This is a genomic window from Teichococcus aerofrigidensis (assembly GCF_054073225.1).
On record NZ_JBSXMU010000069.1, the window covers coordinates 1 to 20,260 of the forward strand.

The 20,260-nt window shown below is 71.9% G+C and carries 18 protein-coding genes; 3 read left to right on the plus strand and 15 right to left on the minus strand.

Annotated features, from left to right (window positions below):
* Window positions 1-87: 87 nt before the first annotated feature.
* Genes ACVMLK_RS14180 through ACVMLK_RS14220 form a run of 9 tightly spaced genes read right to left on the minus strand, consistent with a single transcriptional unit; the run spans window position 88 to window position 10,332 of the window.
* Window positions 88-1,464, minus strand: a complete 1,377-nt coding sequence (locus ACVMLK_RS14180; RefSeq protein WP_198367496.1) for an MmgE/PrpD family protein — start codon at window positions 1,462-1,464, stop codon at window positions 88-90.
* A 24-nt stretch (window positions 1,465-1,488) separates the two neighbouring features.
* Window positions 1,489-2,403 (minus strand): SDR family NAD(P)-dependent oxidoreductase, encoded by a 915-nt coding sequence (locus tag ACVMLK_RS14185; protein WP_370592054.1) that lies wholly within the window; start codon window positions 2,401-2,403, stop codon window positions 1,489-1,491.
* A gap of 21 nt (window positions 2,404-2,424) precedes the next feature.
* Window positions 2,425-2,823, minus strand: a complete 399-nt coding sequence (locus ACVMLK_RS14190) for a Zn-ribbon domain-containing OB-fold protein (protein WP_198367497.1) — start codon at window positions 2,821-2,823, stop codon at window positions 2,425-2,427.
* Between the two features lie 4 nt (window positions 2,824-2,827).
* Window positions 2,828-4,000 carry a thiolase domain-containing protein gene (locus ACVMLK_RS14195; RefSeq protein WP_198367498.1) on the minus strand — a complete coding sequence of 391 codons (1,173 nt, stop codon included), beginning with the start codon at window positions 3,998-4,000 and terminating at the stop codon, window positions 2,828-2,830.
* Window positions 4,001-4,031: 31 nt separating this feature from the next.
* A complete protein-coding gene (locus tag ACVMLK_RS14200) occupies window positions 4,032-5,057 on the minus strand; it encodes a Bug family tripartite tricarboxylate transporter substrate binding protein (RefSeq protein ID WP_457486740.1) in 1,026 nt (341 codons plus the stop codon).
* A gap of 52 nt (window positions 5,058-5,109) precedes the next feature.
* Window positions 5,110-6,285: an acyl-CoA dehydrogenase family protein gene (locus ACVMLK_RS14205; RefSeq protein ID WP_232477316.1), complete on the minus strand. Its 1,176-nt coding sequence runs from the start codon at window positions 6,283-6,285 to the stop codon at window positions 5,110-5,112.
* Window positions 6,282-7,361, minus strand: coding sequence for an acyl-CoA dehydrogenase family protein (locus ACVMLK_RS14210; protein WP_198367500.1), 1,080 nt, complete (start codon window positions 7,359-7,361; stop codon window positions 6,282-6,284). Before ACVMLK_RS14210 ends, ACVMLK_RS14205 begins: the two co-directional genes overlap by 4 nt.
* Window positions 7,358-8,206 carry a MaoC/PaaZ C-terminal domain-containing protein gene (locus ACVMLK_RS14215; RefSeq protein ID WP_457486741.1) on the minus strand — a complete coding sequence of 283 codons (849 nt, stop codon included), beginning with the start codon at window positions 8,204-8,206 and terminating at the stop codon, window positions 7,358-7,360. Before ACVMLK_RS14215 ends, ACVMLK_RS14210 begins: the two co-directional genes overlap by 4 nt.
* On the minus strand, window positions 8,203-10,332 hold the full coding sequence (locus ACVMLK_RS14220; RefSeq protein WP_422922001.1) for an acetate--CoA ligase family protein: 2,130 nt from the start codon (window positions 10,330-10,332) through the stop codon (window positions 8,203-8,205). The genes ACVMLK_RS14215 and ACVMLK_RS14220 overlap by 4 nt, the downstream gene beginning before the upstream one ends.
* A 279-nt stretch (window positions 10,333-10,611) precedes the next feature.
* Between ACVMLK_RS14220 and ACVMLK_RS14225 the strand changes: the two genes are divergently transcribed.
* The gene (locus ACVMLK_RS14225; RefSeq protein WP_457486742.1) at window positions 10,612-11,823 is read left to right on the plus strand and encodes a serine hydrolase domain-containing protein; all 1,212 of its coding nucleotides are present in this window, start codon (window positions 10,612-10,614) and stop codon (window positions 11,821-11,823) included.
* Between the two features lie 9 nt (window positions 11,824-11,832).
* On the opposite strand, the gene ACVMLK_RS14230 is transcribed toward ACVMLK_RS14225, so the two are convergent.
* Genes ACVMLK_RS14230 through coxB form a run of 3 tightly spaced genes read right to left on the minus strand, consistent with a single transcriptional unit; the run spans window position 11,833 to window position 15,442 of the window.
* On the minus strand, window positions 11,833-12,207 hold the full coding sequence (locus tag ACVMLK_RS14230) for a hypothetical protein (RefSeq protein WP_457486743.1): 375 nt from the start codon (window positions 12,205-12,207) through the stop codon (window positions 11,833-11,835).
* Complete coding sequence (gene ctaD / locus ACVMLK_RS14235) at window positions 12,204-14,714, minus strand: cytochrome c oxidase subunit I (RefSeq protein ID WP_457486744.1); 2,511 nt, start codon at window positions 14,712-14,714, stop codon at window positions 12,204-12,206. Before ctaD ends, ACVMLK_RS14230 begins: the two co-directional genes overlap by 4 nt.
* The gene (gene coxB, locus ACVMLK_RS14240; RefSeq protein ID WP_422922005.1) at window positions 14,711-15,442 is read right to left on the minus strand and encodes a cytochrome c oxidase subunit II; all 732 of its coding nucleotides are present in this window, start codon (window positions 15,440-15,442) and stop codon (window positions 14,711-14,713) included. Before coxB ends, ctaD begins: the two co-directional genes overlap by 4 nt.
* A gap of 30 nt (window positions 15,443-15,472) precedes the next feature.
* Between coxB and ACVMLK_RS14245 the strand changes: the two genes are divergently transcribed.
* Entirely contained in the window at window positions 15,473-15,967 is a 495-nt protein-coding gene (locus ACVMLK_RS14245; RefSeq protein WP_198367507.1) for a DUF2231 domain-containing protein, read from the plus strand.
* Here the strand turns inward: ACVMLK_RS14245 and ACVMLK_RS14250 are convergent.
* Window positions 15,934-16,437 carry a CopD family protein gene (locus ACVMLK_RS14250; protein WP_422922006.1) on the minus strand — a complete coding sequence of 168 codons (504 nt, stop codon included), beginning with the start codon at window positions 16,435-16,437 and terminating at the stop codon, window positions 15,934-15,936. The two genes, ACVMLK_RS14245 and ACVMLK_RS14250, sit on opposite strands and share 34 nt — an antisense overlap.
* A gap of 1 nt (window position 16,438) precedes the next feature.
* Window positions 16,439-17,173 carry a cytochrome c oxidase assembly protein gene (locus ACVMLK_RS14255; protein WP_457486745.1) on the minus strand — a complete coding sequence of 245 codons (735 nt, stop codon included), beginning with the start codon at window positions 17,171-17,173 and terminating at the stop codon, window positions 16,439-16,441.
* A 174-nt stretch (window positions 17,174-17,347) separates the two neighbouring features.
* Between ACVMLK_RS14255 and ACVMLK_RS14260 the strand changes: the two genes are divergently transcribed.
* Window positions 17,348-18,676, plus strand: a complete 1,329-nt coding sequence (locus ACVMLK_RS14260) for a carbohydrate porin (protein WP_457486746.1) — start codon at window positions 17,348-17,350, stop codon at window positions 18,674-18,676.
* On the opposite strand, the gene ACVMLK_RS14265 is transcribed toward ACVMLK_RS14260, so the two are convergent.
* The coding region (locus ACVMLK_RS14265; protein WP_457486747.1) for a helicase-related protein at window positions 18,673-20,260 on the minus strand (1,588 nt) is incomplete at its 5' end. The genes ACVMLK_RS14260 and ACVMLK_RS14265 overlap by 4 nt on opposite strands.

The window sequence follows — 20,260 nt, forward strand, 5'->3', positions numbered from 1 at the left end:
ACTCCCCAGGAAAGCGCGCGCACAGCTTCGCCACCTCCTGCCGGATCTCAGCATGATCCTCGATCGAATGGTCCATCTCGCTATCCTTCAGAGCGCCTCGGCCGGGCTGCGCAACAGGGGGGAAATGTCGTTCAGGCGATCGAGCCCGGAGATGGTGTCGGCCAGCGCCCCGGCCGCCTGCGGCCCCAGCACGGCATCGGCCAGGCCGCTGAACTTGGCGCGCAGCTCCGCCTCGGTCAAGAAATTGTCCGGCTCGCCCTTGGGCACGATGACCTTGCGCGTGAAGGTCTCGCCGCGCGCCCTGACGGTCAGCTTGCCGGACATATTGGCCGGGAACTCGGCCTCGATCTCGGGGTCGTTCTCGCAGCGCACCTTGCGCATCATGGATCTGATGGAAGGGTCGCGCAGCAGCGCGTAGCTGTCCCAGCCCATGGCGCCGGTGCTCAGCGCCGTGGCGATGACGAAGGGCCCGCTGAACTGGCCATCCACGATGTTCTGCGGATCTGCCTTGCGGTCGGCGGGTTCGCCCACCAGCAGCATGCCGGCGCGGGAAATGCCGAGCGTGACGCCCTCGATCTCCTCGGCCTTCAGGTCATGCTCGGCCCGCAGCGCGAGGGCCGCGTCGATGCCGGCATGGCCCCAGCGGCAACTCGGATAGGGCTTCACGCCGGTCTGCATCAGTTCCCAGACCTGGCCGAGATCCTGCAGCACGCGCCCGGGCTTCGGATCCGGTGCGTAGGAGCGCAGGAAGCCGTGCTTGCCCTCGATGGCATCGGCGGCGCCCTTGAAGCCCTCGCGCGCGAGAGTGGCGGCGGCGAGGCCCGCCATGCCGGCCCAGCCGACCTGGAACCGCTTGGTCCAGGCCCCGTTGGCCAGGAACTGCAGGCTGCCGGCGCATTGGCTGAGCGCGATTCCCAGCGCCGAGGCCATGCCCGCCGCATCCAGCCCGAAAACCCGCCCCGCCGCCGCCGCCGCACCGAAGGCGCCGCAGGTCGCGGAGGGATGGAAGCCCCGATCGTAATGCGCGCCCGCCGGCAGCGCCAGGGCGAGGCGCAGCGCCACCTCGTAGCCGGCGACGATGGCCACCTGCACCTCGGCGCCCGAGGCGCCGGTCATCTCGCCCGCCGCCAGCGCCGCCGGAATGACCGGCGCCCCCGGATGCACCACGGCGACCGCATGCGTGTCGTCGAAGTCGAGCGAATGGCCGAGCGTGGCGTTGATCAGCGCTGCTCCGGCCGGGCTGTAGGTCGCCGTATCGGCGAAGACCCGGCTCTCGCCCTTGTCGAGGCCCAGCGCCTTCACCGCGGCGAGGAGGGCCGGGGTGCTCTCGGCCTCCTTCCGGGCGCGGACGATGTTGCCGACCAGATCGAGCACCAGGGCGCGGGTCCGCGCCGCCACCTCGGGTGGCAGCGCCTCGGCCCGCAGACCGGCGGCGAAAGTGGCAAGCTCATGGGTGATGCGCATGGTTTCCTCCGCCGCCAGGATGGATCAGACCGGGTCCCAGGAGAAGACGTCGGGGCTCCGGTCGAGCGGCACGGCATGGCCGCGCAGCGCCGGCCAGGCATGTTCCGCGATGAGCTCCGGCGTCCAGCCTTCCGAGCGGTGGGCGCTGCGCACCGGGCGGGGCTGGCTGAAGATGAAGAGCTCGTTGTTGCGGGCCGCGAAGATCTGGCCGTTCACGTCCTTCGCCGCGTCGCTGGCCAGGAAGACCGCCAGGGTGGCGTTCTTCTCCGGCGTCATGCGCTTCAGCTTCTCGACCCGGGCCTTCTGCTCCGGCGTCTCGGCCGGGATGGAGCTGGTCATGCGGCTCCAGGCGAAGGGCGCGATGCAGTTGGACCGCACGCCGAAGCGCTGCATGTCGAGGGCGATGGACTTGGACAGCGCCGCGATGCCGAGCTTGGCCGCCGAATAGTTCGCCTGGCCGAAATTGCCGATCAGGCCCGAGGTCGAGGTCATGTGCACATAGGCGCCCGAGCCCTGGGCGCGGAAATGCTCGGCCGCGGCGCGGGAGACGAAGAAGCTGCCGTTGAGATGCACGTCGATGACGGCGCGCCACTCCGCCTCGGTCATCTTGTGGAAGATCTGGTCGCGCAGGATGCCGGCATTGTTGACGACGATGTCAACGCGGCCGAAGGCCTCGATGGCCGAGGCGACGATGCGGCGGGCGCTGTCCCAGCCGGCGACGCTGTCGGTGTTGGTCACCGCCGTGCCGCCGCGCTGCTCGATGATGCCCTTGGTCTGCTCGCCCGGCGTGGCGGAGGTATCGCCCTCCCCGCTCAGCGAGGCGCCGATGTCGTTGATCACGACCTTGGCCCCGGCCTGGGCCATGGCCAGGGCGATCTCCCGCCCGATTCCGCCGCCAGCGCCGGTGACGATGGCGACCTTTCCTTCCAGCATGGACATGGATCGTTTCCTCTTCCTGGCTCAGACGGGCGTGAACATGGGCACGGGCTGGCCGTCGCCCTCGCTGGGCACGAAGGTGACGCGCACCTTCTGCCCGACCTCGATCCTGTCGAAGTCGCAATCGACGATATTGGTCATGATGCGCGGCCCCTCGGCCAGCTCCACATAGGCGATGGCATAGGGAACCTTCGCGCGCATGATGCTGAAGGTATAGATCGTGCCCTCGCCGCTGGCCGGCACGAACTCCACCTCGCCCTCATCATCGAAGGGGCAGATGGGGCGCGGCGGGTAGTGCACCTTGCCGGTCTTGGTGTTGCGGCCGATCAGAAGCTTGCCGTCCCGCGCCGCGTCCCAGAAGGGCCTGGTGGAGACGTCCGGGGTCGGGCTCGGCGGCACGCGCTTCGGGGTCTGTTCGCTCATGGCCTCACTCCCTCTCCAGGATCAGCGTCGCGCTGCCATGGCGGGTGCCGAGCGAGCCGCCCGTGCCATGCGCCAGCGCCAGGTCGCAATTCTTCACCTGCACCGCCGGATGCGCCTCGCCGCGCAGCTGACGCACCGCCTCGATCACCTTGGTGATGCCGCCCCGATTGGCCGGGTGGTTGTTGCAGAGCCCGCCGCCATCGGTGTTGAAGGGCAGCTTGCCGACGCCCGAGATCAGGTTGCCGTCGGAGACGAACTTGCCGCCCTGGCCACGCTCGCAGAAACCGAGGTCCTCGAGCTGCAGCAGGACGGTGATGGTGAAGCTGTCGTAGATGCTGGCGTACTTGATGTCCGCCGGCCTGACGCCCGCCATCTCGAAGGCGCGGGCGCCGGAGTAGCGCGCGCCGGTATAGGTCAGGTCGAGCTGCCCGCCCATCTGGTGCTTCACCGTCTCGCCGGCGCCGCGCACCGTGACGACAGGCCGCTTCAGGCTGCGGGCGACCTCCGGGCTGGTGACGATCAGCGCGCCGCCGCCGTCGCTGATGACGCAGCAATCGAGGCGGTGCAGCGGATCGGCCACCAGCGGCGAGTTCACCACATCCTCGACCGTCACCACCTTGCGCAGCATGGCATGCTCATTGTGCTGCGCATGGTGCGAGGCGGCGACCTTGATCCAGGCCAGCTGCTCGCTGGTGGTGCCGAACTCGTACATGTGCCGGCGGGCGCACATGGCGTACATGTTCGCGATCGCCGCGCCATAGGGGTATTCGAACTGCACGTCGGGCTGCGCGGGATTGCCGGCGCGCGGCGCGGTGCCGGTCGCCATGCCCTCGGCGCGCGGCCGCCCGGCCAGCGTGATCAGCGCCACGCTGCACTTGCCGAGGGCGATGGCCTCGGCCGCGTGGGCCACATGCGCCAGATAGGAGCAGCCGCCGAGATCCGTGGCATCGACATGCTTCAGCCGGTCGAGGCCGATATAGTCGGCCATGCTCAGCGGGCCCATGCCGGGCGCGTCGCCGGCACAGAAATAGGCGTCCACGTCGCGGCGGGTCAGCCCGGCGTCGCGCAGCGCCCCCAGCGCCACCTCGGCATGGAGTTGCGCGGTGCTCTTGTCCTCGGCCTTGCGCGTCGGATGCTCATAGGCGCCGACGATGCAGGCCTTGCCTCGGATACTCACAGGCAGCCTCTCCTTCTCATGCGTTCCATACTCATTGCACCACGATACGGCCGGCCCGCGCCACCTCGGCCCAGCGCGCGATCTCCTCGCGGATGAAAACCTCGAAAGCCTGCGGCGTGGTGCCGCCCTCCGGCGTCAGCCGTGGCTGCTCGGCGGCGAAGTCCTGCATCCGCCGGGTCCACCCCGCCTCGCGCACCACCGCATCGATCTCGCGTCCCAGCCGCGCCACGACGGGCGCCGGGGTCCTGGCCGGCGCCTGGATGCCGAACCAGGAGACCGCGTCGAAATCCGCGATCCCCGCCTCCTGCAGCGTCGGCACGTCCGGCAGCACCGGCGAGCGCATGGCGCTGGTCACCGCCAGCGCGCGGATCTGCCCCTCGCGGATGAAGTTGAGCGCCGAGGGGATGTTGTCCATCGCCAGCTCGATCCGGCCGGAGACCAGCTCCGTCAGCATCGGGCCCGAGCCGCGATAGGGCACGTGCTGGATGTCGATGCCGGTGCGCGCCTTGAGCAGCTCCATGCAGGCATGCGGGCTGCCGCCGATGCCGGAGGTGCCGTAGTTCAGCCCGCCGGGGTCCTTCCTCGCCGCCGCGAGCATGCCGGCGATATCGGTGATCGCCATCCCCTTCGCCGCCAGCACGACATTCGCGACGCGCGTCACCAGTCCGACGGCGGCGAGGTCCTTCGGCTGGTAGGGCATGCGCGACCCGTAGGCGGCGTAGTTGATGGCCGCCGTGCCGATCGAGGCCATCAGGATGGTGTAGCCATCGGGCTCCGCCTTGGCGACCGCGTCGGCGCCGATATTGCCGCCCGCCCCGCCGCGGTTCTCGACCACCACCGCCTGGCCGAGCCGCGCCGAGAGCTGCTCGGCCAGCAGGCGACCGATGAGGTCGGTCGTGCCGCCGGGCGGGAAGGGGATGATCATGCGGATGGTCCGCTGCGGCCATGCGCCCCCCTGGGCGTCCGCCGTGGTGCCCGGCTGGGCGCGCGCCACGGCCGGCAGGGCGAGCAGGCCCGCGGCTGTCAGAAGGCCGCGGCGGTTCGGGGCGATCGGCATCATTCCTCCTTCCGCGCGGGGCGGCCTTGTCACCGGCCGCCTCCGCCGCGCATCAGCCGGGCAGCTCCAGCACGTTCTTGGCCAGGATGCCGCGCTGGATCTCGGAGCTGCCGCCGTAGATCGTCGTCGGCCGCGCCTCGATGAACTGGCCGGAGGGGTGGAGATCCCGGTTGCCGCCCATCGGCTCCAGCAGGCCGGCATTCTCTCCGGCGATGTCCATCATCACCTCGGTGATGCGCTGGAACAGCTCGGCCTGATGCAGCTTCAGCATGGACACGTCGGGGCCAAGCGATTCGCCGCGCCGCAGGATGGCGACATAGGTCTCGTAGAGCGCCTTGTGGTCCTCGAGATCCAACCGCAGCCTCGTGTAGCGCTCCTGAAAGTCCGGCTCGTCGAACACGCCCATCCGCTCGGCCAGGTTCTTCAGGCGGCCCAGCGCGTAGCCCGACTGGCGCGGCGAGCCCAGGAAGATGCGCTCGAAGCCGAGCAGCGCCTTGGCCATGCTCCAGCCCTTGTTCGGCTGGCCGACCAGGTTCTCCCGCGGCACGCGGACATTGTCGAAGAACACCTCGCAGAACTCGTCATGCAGGCCGAGATTGATGATCGGCCGCACCGTCACGCCCGGCGTCTTCATGTCGATCAGCAGGAAGCTGATGCCTTCCTGCTTCTTCGCCGTCTTGTCGGTGCGGACCAGGCAGAAGATCCAGTTGGCGTCGGTGGCCAGCGTGGTCCAGATCTTCTGACCGTTGACCACGTAGTGGTCGCCATCCAGCACCGCCTCTGTGCGCAGCGAGGCGAGGTCGGAACCCGCGCCCGGCTCGGAATAGCCCTGGCACCAGATGTCCTCGCCCGCCAGGATGCGCGGCAGGAAGCGGCTCCGCTGCGCCTCGGTGCCGAAGCGGATCAGCAGGGGGCCGAGCATGATCACGCCGTGATCGGGCAGGCGCGCCACGCCATGCCGCTCATACTCCTCGATCAGGATGATCTGCTTGGCGGCGCTGAGGCCCATGCCGCCCAGCTCGCGCGGCCAGCCCGGCGCCACCCACCCCTTGGCCTTGACCTTCTCGAACCAGGCCTGGCCCTGCTCCCAGTGCAGCCGGTGCTGCGGATTCCGCAGCTCGGCGGGATACTCGCTCTCGACGAAGCGCCGCACCTCGGCGCGGAACTCCTCGTCCGACAGCGCATCCCAGTTGGTGCCGGCGGAACTCATCTCGGCGGACTGGCTCATGCCTCTTCCTCCCGCGCCTCGGCGGCAAAGCGGCGGCGGTGCAGCGCCGCCGGGCCGAACTGGTTGAACAGCACCATGGTCTTGCGGAGATAGAGGCTGATGTCGGCCTCGTCGGTGTAGCCGATGCCGCCGTGAAGCTGGATCGACTGCTTGGTCACCAGCATCGCCGTGTCCGAGGCGCGTGCCTTGGCGCGGGAGACGGCGGCGCGGCGCGCGGCGCGCGGCGAACCCTCCCGGTCCAGCGTGGCGGCGGCGGATTCGATGCTGGCGCGCGTCAGGGCGAGCTGGATCTTGAGATCGGCGGCGCGGTGCTGCAGCGCCTGGAAGCTGCCGATCGGCTTGCCGAACTGCTGCCGCGTGCGGAGATAGTCCAGCGTGACCGTGAAGGCCTGATCGGCGACGCCGAGCAGGTAGGCGGCGGTGCCGAGGGCCGCCTCGTCCAGCGCGTCCTCCACCTCCGCCACGGCGACCGTGCCGAGGCTCTCCCCGCCGGACGGGCGCAGCGTGCCGAAGAACCCGCCATCCTGCGTCTTCTCCAGCGTCAGGTCGGCCCCCGCGCGCGGCTGCAGGCGCAGCGACAGCCCGTCGCCCTCGCGCACCGGCACCAGGAAGGCCTCGGCGCCGCCGGCCTGGCCGATGAACAGGCGCGGCGCATCGGCGGTGCCCGGCACATCCAGCCGCCCGGCGGCTTCCTGCCAGGCGGTCAGCACCAGGGCCTCGCCGGAGAGCAGCCGCGCCAGCGGCGCCTCCGCGCCCACGGCCGAGAGCAGCCGGGCCGACAGCGCCGCGCCGACCAGCGGCTCCGGCGCCAGGGCCGCGCCGAGTTCCTCGGCCACGGCGCAGAACTCGCTCATGCCGAGCCCGGCGCCCCCCCGCTCCTCGGGCACGCGAAGGCCGATCCAGCCCTGCTCGCCCATCTGCCGCAGCACGCCGGCATCGAAGCCCGGCGCCTCGAAGCGCAGGGCGCGGATGCGCTTGCGGTCACCACCGCGCGGCGCGAGGCCGGCCGCGCTGTCGCGGATCATGCGGATCGATTCGGCCCGCTCCTCCGCCGCCTGATCGAGCGCCGCGCTCATGCGAAATCCGCCTTGCCGTTGTTGACCACCACCACGTCGCGCTCGACCACACGGGCGCGGAAGGCGCCGTTCTTCCAGATCTCGGTGCGGATCGTCTCCCCGGGATAGACCGGCGAGGAGAAGCGCAGCGCCAGGCCCTTCATCGCCGCCGCATCGTAGTTGCCGAGTTCGCGCACCAGCGCGTGCGTCACCACGCCGAGTGTGCAGAGCCCGTGCAGGATTGGCCGCGGGAAGCCCGCGCGCGCCGCGATGTCGGGGTCGGCGTGCAGCGGGTTGTCATCGCCGTTCAGCCGGTAGTACAGCGCCTGTTCCGGCCGCGTCGCCAGGTCCAGCGTGATGTCGGGCGCCGTCTCCGGCACCGGATGGACCGGCTGCACCGGGCCCGCCGGGCCGCCGAAGCCGCCGTCGCCGCGCAGGAAGGTGGTGCTGCCCGTCACCGCCAGCAGCGCGCCGGTCGCCGCGTCGGTGATCTCCTTCTCGGAATAGAGCAGCGCGCCCTTGCCCTCGCCCTTGTCGACGATGCCGGTGACGCGGGTGCGGCCGATGACCTCGCCATCGACCGGCAGCGGGCGGTGCAGGGTGATGCGCTGCTCGCCATGCACCACCTTGACCGCATCGACACCGGTCTCGGGATTGGCCAGCCAGAAGCCGGGATGGGCGATCACCACCGCCATCGAGGGCATCACGCGCAGGGCGCGGTGCGCGTCGACATAGTCGAGCTGCCGCTTGTCCATCGGGTCCTGGCCGAGCCCGATGGACAGGGCGTAGAACACGGCGTCGCGCGGCGTCACGCGCTGCCGCACCTCGGGGATCGGGAAGTTGAGAAGCTTCTCGTAGTCGATCACGCTTGGTCCTCCGCGATGTCGATCACCGCATCGGCGGCGAAGGCGCCCTGCCCCTCGGGCATGGCGAAGACGGGGTTGAGATCGATGCCGGCCAGGCCGGGGCCGGCCTGGTGGGCGAAGACGGACAGGCGCGAGAGCATGGCGGCCAGCGCCTTGATGTCGGCCGGCGGGCGGCCGCGGGCACCCTGCAGCAGCGGCGCGCCGCGGATCGAGCGGATCAGCGCCTCGGCCTCCGCCTCGCCAAAGGGGCAGCGGCGGAAGGCGACGTCCTTCAGCACCTCGACGAAGATGCCGCCCAGGCCGAACATGGCGACCGGGCCGAAGACCGGGTCGCGATGCACGCCGAGGATGCATTCGACGCCGCCCGAGAGCTGCTTCGCCACCAGCACGCCCTCGATGCGCGCCCGCGGCGCCGCCTCCGCCGCGCGCCGCTTCAGCAGGGCGAAGCCCTCGCGCACCGCCTCGGCCCCGGCCACGTTCAGCAGCACGCCGCCGATCTCGGACTTGTGCAGGATGTCGGGCGAGAGGATCTTCAGCACCACCGGATAGCCGAAGCCTTCGGCGGCGGCGACCGCCTCCTCCACCGTGGCGCAGGCGCGCTCGGGCGCGGCGGCGATGCCGGCCTCGCCCAGGATGCGCTTGGCCTCGGCCTCGCTCGGCGTGCTGGACGGCAGGGCGACGGGCGGCAGGGCCGGTGGCGCCGCGGGCGCGGCGGCGGCGAAGGCGTCGCCGAAGCGGCCCATGGCCTGGATCGCCACCACGGCGCGCGAGGGATCCTCGAAGACGGTGAAGCCGTCGCTCTCGAACTCGCGGATCTGGTCGGGATTGGCGAGGATGGACAGGACGAAGAGCCGGTCCGGATGCGCGCGGCGCACCGCGCCCAGCTCGCGCCGGAGATGCGGCGCGACCGAGGCGGCGCCGCCGGTGTGGGTGAAGAAGCAGAGCGCCGACTTGTAGCCGCCATCGACCACCATGGACTCGGCGAAGCGGCCGACCAGCGTCAGGTCGTTCAGCGCCTGGGCCGTGCAGTCCACCGGGTTCTGCGGCGCCGAGAAGGGCACCAGGCCGCGCAGCTTCTCCTGCGCCGCCTGCGGCATGGGCGGCATGGCGAGGCCGGCGGCCTCGGCCGCGTCCGAGATCAGCACGCCCGCCCCGCCGCTGATGGTCAGCACGCCGAGCGTGTTGCCCACCGGATAGATGCGCTGCGTCGCGAGCCGCGCGATGTCGAGCAGTTCCTCCGTGGTGCGGGCGCGCACCACGCCGTACTCGGCCAGCACCGCGTCGGTCACGGCGTCGTCGCCGGCGATGGAGGCGGTGTGCGACTTGGCGGCGGCGCTGCCCACGGTGCTGCGCCCGACCTTCATCATCACCACCGGCTTGCGGTTCCGGCGCGCCAGCTCCAGCGCGGCGAGAAAGCTCTTCGCGTCGCGGATGCCCTCCGAATAGGCGGCGATCACCTCGGTCCCGTCATCCTGCGCCATCCAGCCGATCATGTCGCCGACATTGAGGTCGGCCTCGTTGCCGGTGGTGACGCAGCAGGAGATGCCGAGCCCATGGTCGCGCGCCATGCCGAAAAGGTGCATGCCATAGGCGCCGGACTGGCTGGCGATGCCGATCGGGCCCGGGGTCGGCATGCCGCGCTCGAGGCTGGTCGAGAAGGTGCCGAAGAAGGCGGTGCGGGCATTGAACAGGCCGAGGCAGTTCGGCCCCAGCACGCGCATGCCGTCGGCGCGGGCCCGGGCCACGATGCGCGCCTCGGCCTCGGCGCCCGCCTCGCCCATCTCGGCGAAGCCGGCGCTGAACATGATGGCCGCCTTGACGCCGCGCGCGCCCAGCTCCGCCATGGTCGGCGCCACGGCGGCGGCCGGCACGGCGACGATGGCGACGTCCGGAACCTCCGGCAAGGCCGCGACCGACTGCCAGGCGGGCAGGCCCTGGATCAATCCGCTCTTGGGGTTCACCGGCAGGATCTTGCCCTGGTAGCCGGCCTCCAGCATCGAGGCGATGGGGCGACCGCCGATGCGCGTGGCATCGGCCGAGGCCCCGACCACCGCCACCGAGCGTGGCGAGAGCAGGGCCGAGAGCGCCTCCATGGGCAGCGCGTCCTGGGCAGTCGTGTCTGGCACCGGCGGCATCCTTGTCCGGGCGGGAGGCCGCGCCGCGCCCTCGGCCCGGCCGCCGCCACCCGCCTGCTTTCCTTCCCCGGGCCCGCCCGGCTGTGGACCGGCCCCTCTGAACTTGGCGCGCAGGCTAGACGCCTCCCCGCATCTATTCAATATGCGGAATACCATTCCGATGCGGGAAAATCGGGGCTCTCAAAGCCCCCCTTGGGGGCCCGTGGGCTCGACGCGGCGAAGCGGCTGGCGCAGGATCCTCCTCCCTCTTTCCGGCCGTGGAGCCCGCCCATGGATCTCGTCCCGCCCGAGAGGCTCGGCCTCTGCCCGCAGCGCCTGCGCCGGATCGAGGGATGGGCGGAGCGGCTGGTGGCCGAAGGCAGGCTGCCCGGCCTCACCACCATGGTCGCCCGGCGGGGGCGGGTCGCGCATCTGCACAGCACGGGCCTGGCCGAGATCGCGTCCGGCACGCCGATGCGGCCGGAGACCATCTTCCGCATCTATTCCATGACCAAGCCGCTCACCAGCCTGGCCATCCTGATGCTCTATGAGGAAGGCCGTTTCCAGCTCGACGATCCCATCACCCGCTTCCTGCCGGACTTCGCGAACATGCGCGTCTGCACCGGCGGCGCGCGCGGCCGGCTGGAGACGGTGCCGGCGCGGCGCGACATCACCTTCCGCGACCTGCTGACCCACACCTCCGGCCTGACCTACGGCTTCATGCAGGCGACGCTGGTCGACGCGCTCTACCGGGAGCGCGGCGTGGACTTCCAGACCGCCGAGAGCAGCCTGGCCGCGGTGGTGGCCGAGGCCGCGCGGCTGCCGCTGATCGCCCAGCCTGGCGAGGCCTGGAACTACAGCATCGCCACCGACGTGCTGGGCCATCTGGTGGCGATGATCTCGGGCGAACCCTTCGAGGTCTTCCTGCGCCGGCGCGTCATCGAGCCGCTCGGCATGGTGGATACCGACTTCCACGTGCCGCCGGAGAAGCATCACCGCCTCGCCGCCAACTACGCCCACGGCCCGGACGGCCTTGCCGTCATCGATGCGCCGGCCGGCAGCCGCTACCTCCGGCCGCGCGCGGTCTGCTCGGGCGGCGGCGGCCTGGTCTCCACCGTCGCCGACTACTGGCGCTTCTGCCAGCTCATGCTGAACAAGGGGGCGCTCGAGGGCACCCGCCTGCTCGGCCGCAAGACGGTGGCGCTGATGACCGCCAACCACCTGAACGGCGACATGGCGGCGATGGGCCAGGCGCGCTGGTCGGAATCCACGGCCGAGGGCATCGGCTTCGGGCTGGGCTTCTCGGTCATGCTCGATCCGGCCCGGGCGCAGATCCTCGGCACGCCAGGCGAATATGCCTGGGGCGGTGCCGCCTCCACCGCCTTCTGGATCGATCCGGCGGAGGAGATGGCGGTGATCCTGATGACCCAGCTCACCCCTTCCTCGACCTGGCCGATCCGGCGCGAGCTGCGCGTGCTGAGCTATCAGGCGGTGATCGACTGAGGGGCGCCCTCACAGGCAGTCGGAGGCCAGGAACACCGGGAGCCCTGTCCAGAGCGTCGCCAGCAGGCCGAAGGCCGCGCCGCCGATGGCGAGGACGCGGCGGAACTGGCGCTCGCCATTGTCGAGCGGCCCGGGCGCCCAGGCCCAGGCCAGCAGCCCCGCCAGCAGCAGCAGGTGCAGGCCCCAGACACCCAGCGCCACCAGCCGCTGCAGGCTGAGGCCGAACCCGCCCGCCCCGCCCCAGGGCCGGTCCCAGCCCCAGGCGCAGCCCAGCGAGACGGCGACGTAGAGCGCCAGGAAGGCGAGGCTCCAGAGGATGAAGGCCCCGGTGGCGACCAGGATGCCCGGAACGCGGCTCTGGACGGTGCGCCCCGGCGCGCTCATGGCGCGGCCAGCCAGGGCCAGAGTTGCAGCAGCAGCAGCGCCGCCACGCCGGAGAGGGCCGTATAGCCCTGCCACAGCCCGGTGTTGCGCGGCGCCAGGTCCCGCAGCGCCGAGACATAGCCGGCCCGGCAGCGCGCCAGGGTGAAGCCCGCCATCACCGCTCCCAGCCCGGCATGCAGCGCGACGTACAGGCCGAGGACCAGCGCCGTCGCCGCATAGGCATGGCCGGTGAAGTCCTGCCCCCGCCAGAGCGGCAGGGCCGCGAAGGCGAAGGCGGCCAGCAGCCCGGCCAGGGCGCCGAGGCCCATGAGCCAGGAACAGGCCCCGGCTCCGCCGCGGCGCAGGCTGGCCCGGGCCAGCAGCGTCGCCAGCGGCGCCGCCAGCAGCCCGGCGAGGCCGAGAGCGGAGAGCCAGGGATCGAAGGCCAGCAGCGCCGGCGGCGGCCAGCCGGGCGCGACCAGGGCGAGGAACAGCGCGCCGAAGGCCAGCGAGGCGAAGAAGGCGGCATCGGCCACCAGCAGCAGCCCCATGCCGAGGAAGCCCGGCTGGGCCGGCGCCACCATGTGCAGCGGCAGGAAGAGCCCCTCCCCCGCCGCCACCCGCGCCGGATCGCGCCGCGCCCCCAGGCTCCAGCACCAGATCCAGCCGACCGTCAGCACGCCGGCGAGGCCGAGGCCGGTCAGCCAGTAGGCCTTGAGCAGCAGGCCCAGGAAGCAGAGGGCCGTGGCCAGGCCGAGCGCCAGCGGCAGGAAGCTCGGGCGCGGCAGCAGGATGACCTGCTCCGGCCGCCCGCTCACCGCCTCGACGCCCAGCGTCTCCATCCAGCCATGCCGGGGCGTGCCGAGGACATGCATCCCCACCGCCGCCTCCTGGCCGAGGCGCGGGCGGTCCGCCAGTGGGTCGCGGCTCTCGGCGGGCGGCAGGCTGGCGAAGTTGTAGCTCGGCGGCGGCAGCGGCATGGCCCATTCCAGCGTCTCCGCGCCCCAGGGGTTGCGCGGCGCGCGGCGGCCGAAGCGGCGCAGCAGCAGCATGTCCACGGCGAAGAGGGCGAAGCCGATGGCGCTGAGGAAGCCGCCCACGGAGGAGAGCAGGTTCAGCCAGTCCCAGCCGATGCCGGCCGGATAGGTATAGACCCGGCGCGGCATGCCGAGCAGCCCGGTCAGGTGCATCAGCAGGAAGGTCATGTTGACGCCGATGAAAACCAGCCAGAAGGCGGCATGGCCCAGATGGTAGATGGGCATCCGCCCGGTGACGTGCGGCAGCCAGTAGTAGGCGCCCGCCATCAGCGGGAAGACGAAGCCGCCGATCAGCACGTAGTGCAGGTGCGCGACGACGAAGTAGCTGTCATGCACCTGCCAGTCGAAGGGCACGGCGGCGACCATCACCCCGGTCAGCCCGCCATTGACGAAGATGAAGAAGAAGCCGAGCAGATAGAGCATCGGCAGGTCGAAGCGCGGCCGGCCCTTCAGCAGCGTGGCCAGCCAGGCGAAGATCTGCACCGCCGTGGGGATCGCCACCGCCATGCTGGCCGCGGAGAAGAAGCCCAGCGCCATGTGCGGGATGCCGACGGCGAACATGTGGTGCACCCAGAGGCCGAAGCTCAGGAACCCCATGGCGACCAGGGCCAGCACGATCCAGTTGTAGCCGACCAGCCGGTGGCGGGCGAAGACCGGCAGGATGGTCGAGATCACCCCCGCCGCCGGCAGGAAGATGATGTAGACCTCCGGATGGCCGAACAGCCAGAAGAGGTGCTGCCAGAGCAGGGGGTCGCCGCCGCGCGTCGGGTCGAAGAAGGGCAGGCCGAAGGCGCGCTCCACCTCCAGCAGGATGCTGCCGAGGATCAGCGGCGGGAAGCCCACCAGCATCATCACCGCCGTCACCAGCATGTACCAGGCGAAGATCGGCATCCGCGCCAGCGACATGCCCGGCGCGCGCATCTTCAGGATGCTGGCGGTGATCTCCACCGCCGCGCTGACCGCCGAGATCTCGACGAAGGTGATGCCGAGCAGCCAGACATCGGCGTTGATCCCCGGCGTGTAGGTCGAGGAGGAGAGCGGCGTGTACATGAACCAGCCGCCATCGGGCGCGATGCCCAGCAGCATGGCGAGGATGATGAAGCCGCCGCCCAGCAGGTAGCACCAGTAGCCATAGGCGGAGAGGCGCGGGAAGGCGAGGTCGCGCGCGCCGAGCATCTTCGGCAGCAGGTACATCGCCAGCCCTTCGAGCATCGGGATGGCGAAGAGGAACATCATCACCGTGCCGTGCATGGTGAAGACCTGGTTGTAGAGGCCGGGCGGCATGAAGGTGTTGCCCGGCGTCGCCAGCTGGGCGCGGATCAGCATGGCCAGCACGCCGCCGATGGCGAAGAAGACGAAGGCCGTGACCATGAAGCGCAGCCCGACTACCGTGTGGTTCACGGCGGCGAGGCGGCCGAGGCCGGGCGGCGTGCCCCAGATCGCCTCCAGCGCGCGGTGGCGGCGGATCGGGTCGGGCGGAAGGGCGTTCATGGGCTGCGCTCCGGCACCGGATTGGCGGTCGGGGTGAGGCGCAGCCCGGCCAGGGCGGCGGCATAGTCCTCCGGCGCGTGGGCGCGCACGCGGAAGCGCATCCGCGTGTGCTCCAGGCCGCAGAACTCGGCGCATTGCCCCTCGTAGAGGCCGGGCGCGTCGGCCTGCAGGCGCAGCAGGTTCTCATGGCCCGGAATGGCGTCCAGCTTGCCGGCCAGGCGCGGCACCCAGAAGCTGTGGATCACATCCGCCGCCGTCAGCCGCAGGTCGACCGGCACGCCCACCGGGATGTGCAGCTCGTCGGTGGTGCGGATGGCGCGCCCCGCCGCGTCGTACTGCGTGAAGGTCCAGAACCACTGCCGCGCCTCGCCCTCGGCGCGCACCACGCGCGGGCCGGGATGCGGCAGCAAGGCCTCCCCCGCGCGCAGCGAGACGACCAGCAGCACGGCCAGCACCGCCAGCGGGAAGGCCAGCCCGCCACCGGCCAGGAAGCGCCCGGCATCCAGGCCGCGCCCGCGCCGGCGCGGCAGCACGGCATAGAGCGCGAGGCCGCAGACGCCGAGCAGAATCAAGCTGGCGCCGGCGAACATCACCCACCAGAGCGTGGCCACCGCCGCCGCGCCGGGCCCCGCCGGGTCGAGCACCGACTGGGGGCCGGAGCAGGCGGCGAGAAGCGGCAGGGCCGCCGGCAACCCCACCCGCCGGCCGCCGCTTAAAGCCGCATCCACGCCACGCCGCAGCCGGGAGGGCCGTGCCTCATGTCGAATTCGATTCCTGAACTCAGCGGCGACGCCGTCGGCTCCAAGGTCGCCGTCGCGGGTCATCCGATCCATGCCATGCTGGTCGCCTTTCCGATCGCGCTGGTGATGGCGACACTGGCCTGCGACGTTTTCTACTGGTGGTCGGCCGATCCCTTCTGGGTCCGGGCCGGGCTGTGGGCCAGCGGCGCCGCCTTCGGGCTTGGCCTGCTCGCCGGCCTGTCCGGCACCGCCGAGCTGCTGCTGGTGCGCGACATCCGCCGCCACAGCGCCGGATGGACCCATTTCGTGGCCGCGGTGATGCTGCTCTCCGTCGCCGGCGCCAACTGGGCGCTGCGGCTGTTCGAGGGGGGGCCGGCCGAGCTCGGCACGCCCCTGCCCTGGGGTCTGTTCCTCTCGGTCCTGGCCGCGGTCTTCGTCGGGCTGGCGGGCTGGCATGGCGGCAAGCTGGTGTTCGAGCATCAGATCGGCCTCATGCTCTCGGGCGACGACTGATAGAGTTCCTGCCCCTTCCCCGGCTGGCGCAGCCAGTCGGGGAAGACACCGTCGCCGATCCCGGGCTTGCCCAGCACCAGCAGCAGCACCACCAGGATCAGCAGGCAGGCGGTGACGATCATCAGGATGCTGCGCCAGCGCGCGTAGCAGCGCTCCGGCTCCGCCAGCAGCCCGAGCACATGGCCGCAGTACATGTGCAGCGCCACCATCCCTCCCACCACCATCAGCTTCAGGAAGAGCCAGGGCACCAGCACGCCATAGGCGAAGATCAACCCGGTGCCGGTGGCGATGGCCAGCACCGCCGCCGGCGAGACGATGGCGCGGTAGCCGACCCAGGTGAACTTCCAGAGCTGCCTCAGTTGCGGCCCGGAGGGATGGCGGGCGCGGCCGATGAAGAGGCTCGGCAGGAAGATCAGCCCGGCGCACCAGACGCAGAGCGTGGCGATATGCGCGGCCTTCAGCCAGGCCATCTCAGGCATCCCGCTCAGGCGCCGCCTCGTCCAGCCAGCGTCCGGCGCGAACCAGGGCGGCAAGCAGGTAGATCAGGCTGGCCGGCACCCACATGATCAGCCCGGCGAGCTGCTGGTCCTGCAGGGGCGAGAAGCCCCAGGCCTGGGTGGTGGCGAGATGCGGCGCGTAGAGCGCGGCGGGGGCGAAGGTGATCAGCGCGCCGAGCAGGCCCATCTGCGCCATCATCGCCAGCAGGCCGGAGACATAGGGCCAGGCCTCGTCGCGCCGGCCAAGGGCGGCGGCCCAGAACACCAGCGCGCTGCCCAGCAGCGTGGCCTGCATGCCCCAGTAGACCGCGTCGCCCGACAGCGCGGCGGCATAGGCGGGCGGCGCGTGCCAGAGCCAGAGGATGACGACATGCAGAGGCAGCGCCAGGGACAGCCAGGCGCCGGCCCGCCGCCGGGTGCCGTCGCGCAGCGCCAGGGCGAGAAGCGGCGCCGCGACCCCGATCAGCAGGACATGATGCAGCGTGCGGGCGGCGAAGAGAGCCGAGCTCAGCGCGCAGAGCGGCGAGACGAAGGCGACGACCAGGACCGACCAGGCCAGCAGCGCCATGCCACGCCGCGGGGCCGGCCGCAGCAGCGCCCACCCCAGGAGCAGCGCCAGGCCGGTCAGCAGGAGCGGGTCCGTGTTCCAGCGACTCCAGGCCTCGGCCGGCCCGGGCCCCGCGCCGCAATAGGGGATCGCATCCCACACCTCGCCTCTCCCCCGACTCTGCGTATCCTGGCGGCCAATGCGAGGCGGCGATGAAAGTTGCGGAAGCTTAAGTTTTAACCTCAGGTTGCTTTATGCTGGAATAATGCACGCGCCTTCACCGCCACCGGGGGCGCCCCCTTGGCCTGCCGCCCTCCGTATCGGGAACCGACCTCCATGCCGATCTCCACCGGGAGCCGCCGAGGCGCGCGTCGTGCCACCCTGCTCGTCGCGGTGGGCCTCGCCGTGCTGCTGGCGCCGCCGCTGCGGGCGCAGGAAGCCCCCGATCCCACCGAGGCCTGCGACGATCATGTCCTGGCCTCCGGCCTCTGCCTGGGCGCCGAGGCCCTGGCGGACGGCTTCGTCAATCTCGACGGCGGCCTGCGGCGGGGCGCCGCGGCGCTGGGGCAGGTGAAGCTGACCCTGCTGGCGGATCTGGACCGGATGGCGGGCCTGCGGGGCTGGAGCATCGGCCTCGGCGCCTATGCGCTGGTGGGGCGCCGCCCGACCGAGACCCTCACCGGCGGCCTGGCCCCGGCCAGCGGCGCCGAGGCGCTGCCGACCGCCGCCCTGGCCGATGCCTGGGTGCAGTACGCGGTGCCGGGCCGGGCCTCGCTGCGGGTCGGGCAGATGGCGGCGGACAACGAGTTCGCCCGCGCCGACGCGGCGGAATACCTGGTGAACAGCACCTTCAGCTGGCCGGTCGCGCTGACCGAGGCGCTGCCCTCGGGCGGCCCGGCCTATCCTTTCGCCGCCCCCGGCCTTCGGCTTAGCCTGGCCGATCCCGACCAGGGCAGCGGCCTGCGCCTGGCGCTGTTCTCCGGCGATCCGGGCGGGCGCTATGGCGAGGAGACGGAGCCGCAGCGGCACAACCGCTACGGTATCAACCCGAGCTTCACCGGCGGCGCGCTGATGCTGGCGGAAGCCGTGGTCGGCGCCGACAGGCCGGGCGAGGCCCCCCGCCCCTGGGTGCTGCGGCTGGGCGGCTGGTACCACAATGGCGGCTTCGACGATGTGCGGCGCGACAGCGCGGGGCGTTCCCTCGCCGATCCGCGCGCCGGCGCGCCGCGCCGCTACGGGCAGAACTATGGCGGCTATGCCATCGGCGAGGTCGCCCTCGGCCCGGTCGCGATCTTCGCGCGCGGCTTCTACGCGCCGCCCGGCCGCAACACGGTGACGGCGCAGGGCGATCTCGGCCTGGCCTGGCGCGACCTGCCCTGGCGGTCGCAGGACACCCTCTCGCTCGGCGTCTCGCAGGCGCATATCGGCCGCGAGGCGCGGCGGCTGGACCGCGAGACCGCCTTCGTCACCCGCTCCGCCTGGCCGGAGCGCAGCCACGAGACGGTCGTCGAGGTCAACTACAACCTCCCCCTCGGCGCGGTGGAGATCCGCCCCCTGGTGCAATGGATGCTGAACCCGGCGGCGGGAGCGGCGGAAGAGCGGCGGGGCAACCGCGCCCTGTCCGATTCGCTGCTGGTCGGCCTGCGCCTGCAGATCACGCTCTAGGACCGGGGGGCGCCCCGGCCGGCCCGATCCGGCGCGCTCCGGCCCACCGCCTTGCCGCGCCGCTGCTGGCGCAGCACGGCCTCGATCCAGTCGTCGAGCCGCGCCGTCTCCAGCTCCGCCTCGTCCCGGTCCGGATAGGCGGCGGCGAAGCGCAGCGCCAGCCAGCGCCAGGCGACCAAGCGCTTGTGCACCTTCTCGGCCTTCTGCAGCTCCTCGCCGCTGGCCTTGTCAGGCGGCGGCAGGCGCCCGGCCAGCGGCGGCCGCACCGGCCGCCCGGCGCCATGGTCCACCGCCCAGCGCGCCAGGCGGGTGATGCCGTTGTCGCGCTCGTCCACCGGGCAGAGGGCATAGGTCCAGCGATCCATCAGCGACAGGCCGGCGACGCCGTCGATGGCGGCGGCGATGGCCATGGGCTGCGTCAGGTCGGCCAGGCGGTAGTTGGGATCGTCCTTGCGCAGCACGGCGCGCTTGATGCGCGCCAGCACGCCGAACAGGCTGTCCGAGCCGATCTCCTCGGCGACCGCGGCGATGATCTCCGCATCCGGCTGCACCTGCGGGCGCAGTTCGGCGGGCGGCGCGGGCGGCGCCTCCAGCATGGCGCGCACGAAGTCCGGGCTGCCGGCCCCGGACAGCACCGCGACCACGCCGCCCTCATGGTGGCCGAAGCGCCCGGCGCGGCCGCCGATCTGCTTCACCTCCTGGCTGGTCAGGTCGCGCCGCTCCTCGCCATCGAACTTGCGCAGGGTGGAGAAGACGACGCGGCGGATCGGCAGGTTCAGCCCCATGCCGATGGCATCCGTCGCCACCAGCAGGTCGGCCTCGCCCTCCCGGAAGCGCGCGGCCTCGGCGCGCCGCACCTCGGGCGAAAGCGCGCCATAGACCACGGCGACCTTGCGGCCGCGCTTCACCAGTTCCTCGCGCAGGTCCATCACGTCGCGGCGCGAGAAGGCCACCAGCGCGTCCCCGGCGCGCAGCGTGCCGAAGCCGACCGGCCCGCCGGCGGCATGCAGCGGGCTCTTGCGCTGGAGCGAGATCTCCTCGACCTCGTCGCCGCAGAGCGCGGCGATGCGGCGGACCATCGGGATGCATTCCGGCGCGCCCAGCACGAAGAGCTGGCGTGCCGGCACGCCCATGATGGCGGCGGTCCAGGCGGCGCCGCGGTCGCGGTCGTGCAGCAGCTGCGCCTCGTCGACGATGGCGACGTCGACCGGCATGTGGAAGGGGCACATCTCCACCGTGGCGGCGAGGTGGCGGCTGCCGGGGGCCGGGATGCGCTCCTCGCCCGTGGTCAGCGCCGCCGCCACGCCCCGCGCCGCCAGCGCCTCGCGGAACTCGTGCGCCAGCAGGCGCAGCGGCGCCAGGGCCAGGCCGCTCTCCGCCGCCGCCAGCCGGTCGAGCGCCAGGTGGCTCTTGCCGCTGTTGGTCGGGCCGGTGACGATGGTGATGCGGCGGATCATCGCCCGCGCGGTGACGAAATGCGCCGCGTAGCGGTCCAGCGCGGCGACGCGGGCGATGGCGGCATTGGCCAGCTTGCCGCCCTTGCCGGCGGCGGCCTCGGCCCGGGCCAAGGCCCGGGGGTCGAGC

Excerpts from the sequence above, each read along its gene's own strand:
- ACVMLK_RS14180 (WP_198367496.1), bottom strand. The coding sequence starts at position 1,464 with ATGCGCATCACCCATGAGCTTGCCACTTTCGCCGCCGGTCTGCGGGCC.
- ACVMLK_RS14185 (WP_370592054.1), bottom strand. The coding sequence starts at position 2,403 with ATGTCCATGCTGGAAGGAAAGGTCGCCATCGTCACCGGCGCTGGCGGC.
- ACVMLK_RS14190 (WP_198367497.1), bottom strand. The coding sequence starts at position 2,823 with ATGAGCGAACAGACCCCGAAGCGCGTGCCGCCGAGCCCGACCCCGGAC.
- ACVMLK_RS14200 (WP_457486740.1), bottom strand. The coding sequence starts at position 5,057 with ATGCCGATCGCCCCGAACCGCCGCGGCCTTCTGACAGCCGCGGGCCTG.
- ACVMLK_RS14205 (WP_232477316.1), bottom strand. The coding sequence starts at position 6,285 with ATGAGCCAGTCCGCCGAGATGAGTTCCGCCGGCACCAACTGGGATGCG.
- ACVMLK_RS14210 (WP_198367500.1), bottom strand. The coding sequence starts at position 7,361 with ATGAGCGCGGCGCTCGATCAGGCGGCGGAGGAGCGGGCCGAATCGATC.
- ACVMLK_RS14225 (WP_457486742.1), top strand. The coding sequence starts at position 10,612 with ATGGATCTCGTCCCGCCCGAGAGGCTCGGCCTCTGCCCGCAGCGCCTG.
- ACVMLK_RS14230 (WP_457486743.1), bottom strand. The coding sequence starts at position 12,207 with ATGAGCGCGCCGGGGCGCACCGTCCAGAGCCGCGTTCCGGGCATCCTG.
- ctaD (WP_457486744.1), bottom strand. The coding sequence starts at position 14,714 with ATGAACGCCCTTCCGCCCGACCCGATCCGCCGCCACCGCGCGCTGGAG.
- ACVMLK_RS14245 (WP_198367507.1), top strand. The coding sequence starts at position 15,473 with ATGTCGAATTCGATTCCTGAACTCAGCGGCGACGCCGTCGGCTCCAAG.
- ACVMLK_RS14250 (WP_422922006.1), bottom strand. The coding sequence starts at position 16,437 with ATGGCCTGGCTGAAGGCCGCGCATATCGCCACGCTCTGCGTCTGGTGC.
- ACVMLK_RS14260 (WP_457486746.1), top strand. The coding sequence starts at position 17,348 with ATGCCGATCTCCACCGGGAGCCGCCGAGGCGCGCGTCGTGCCACCCTG.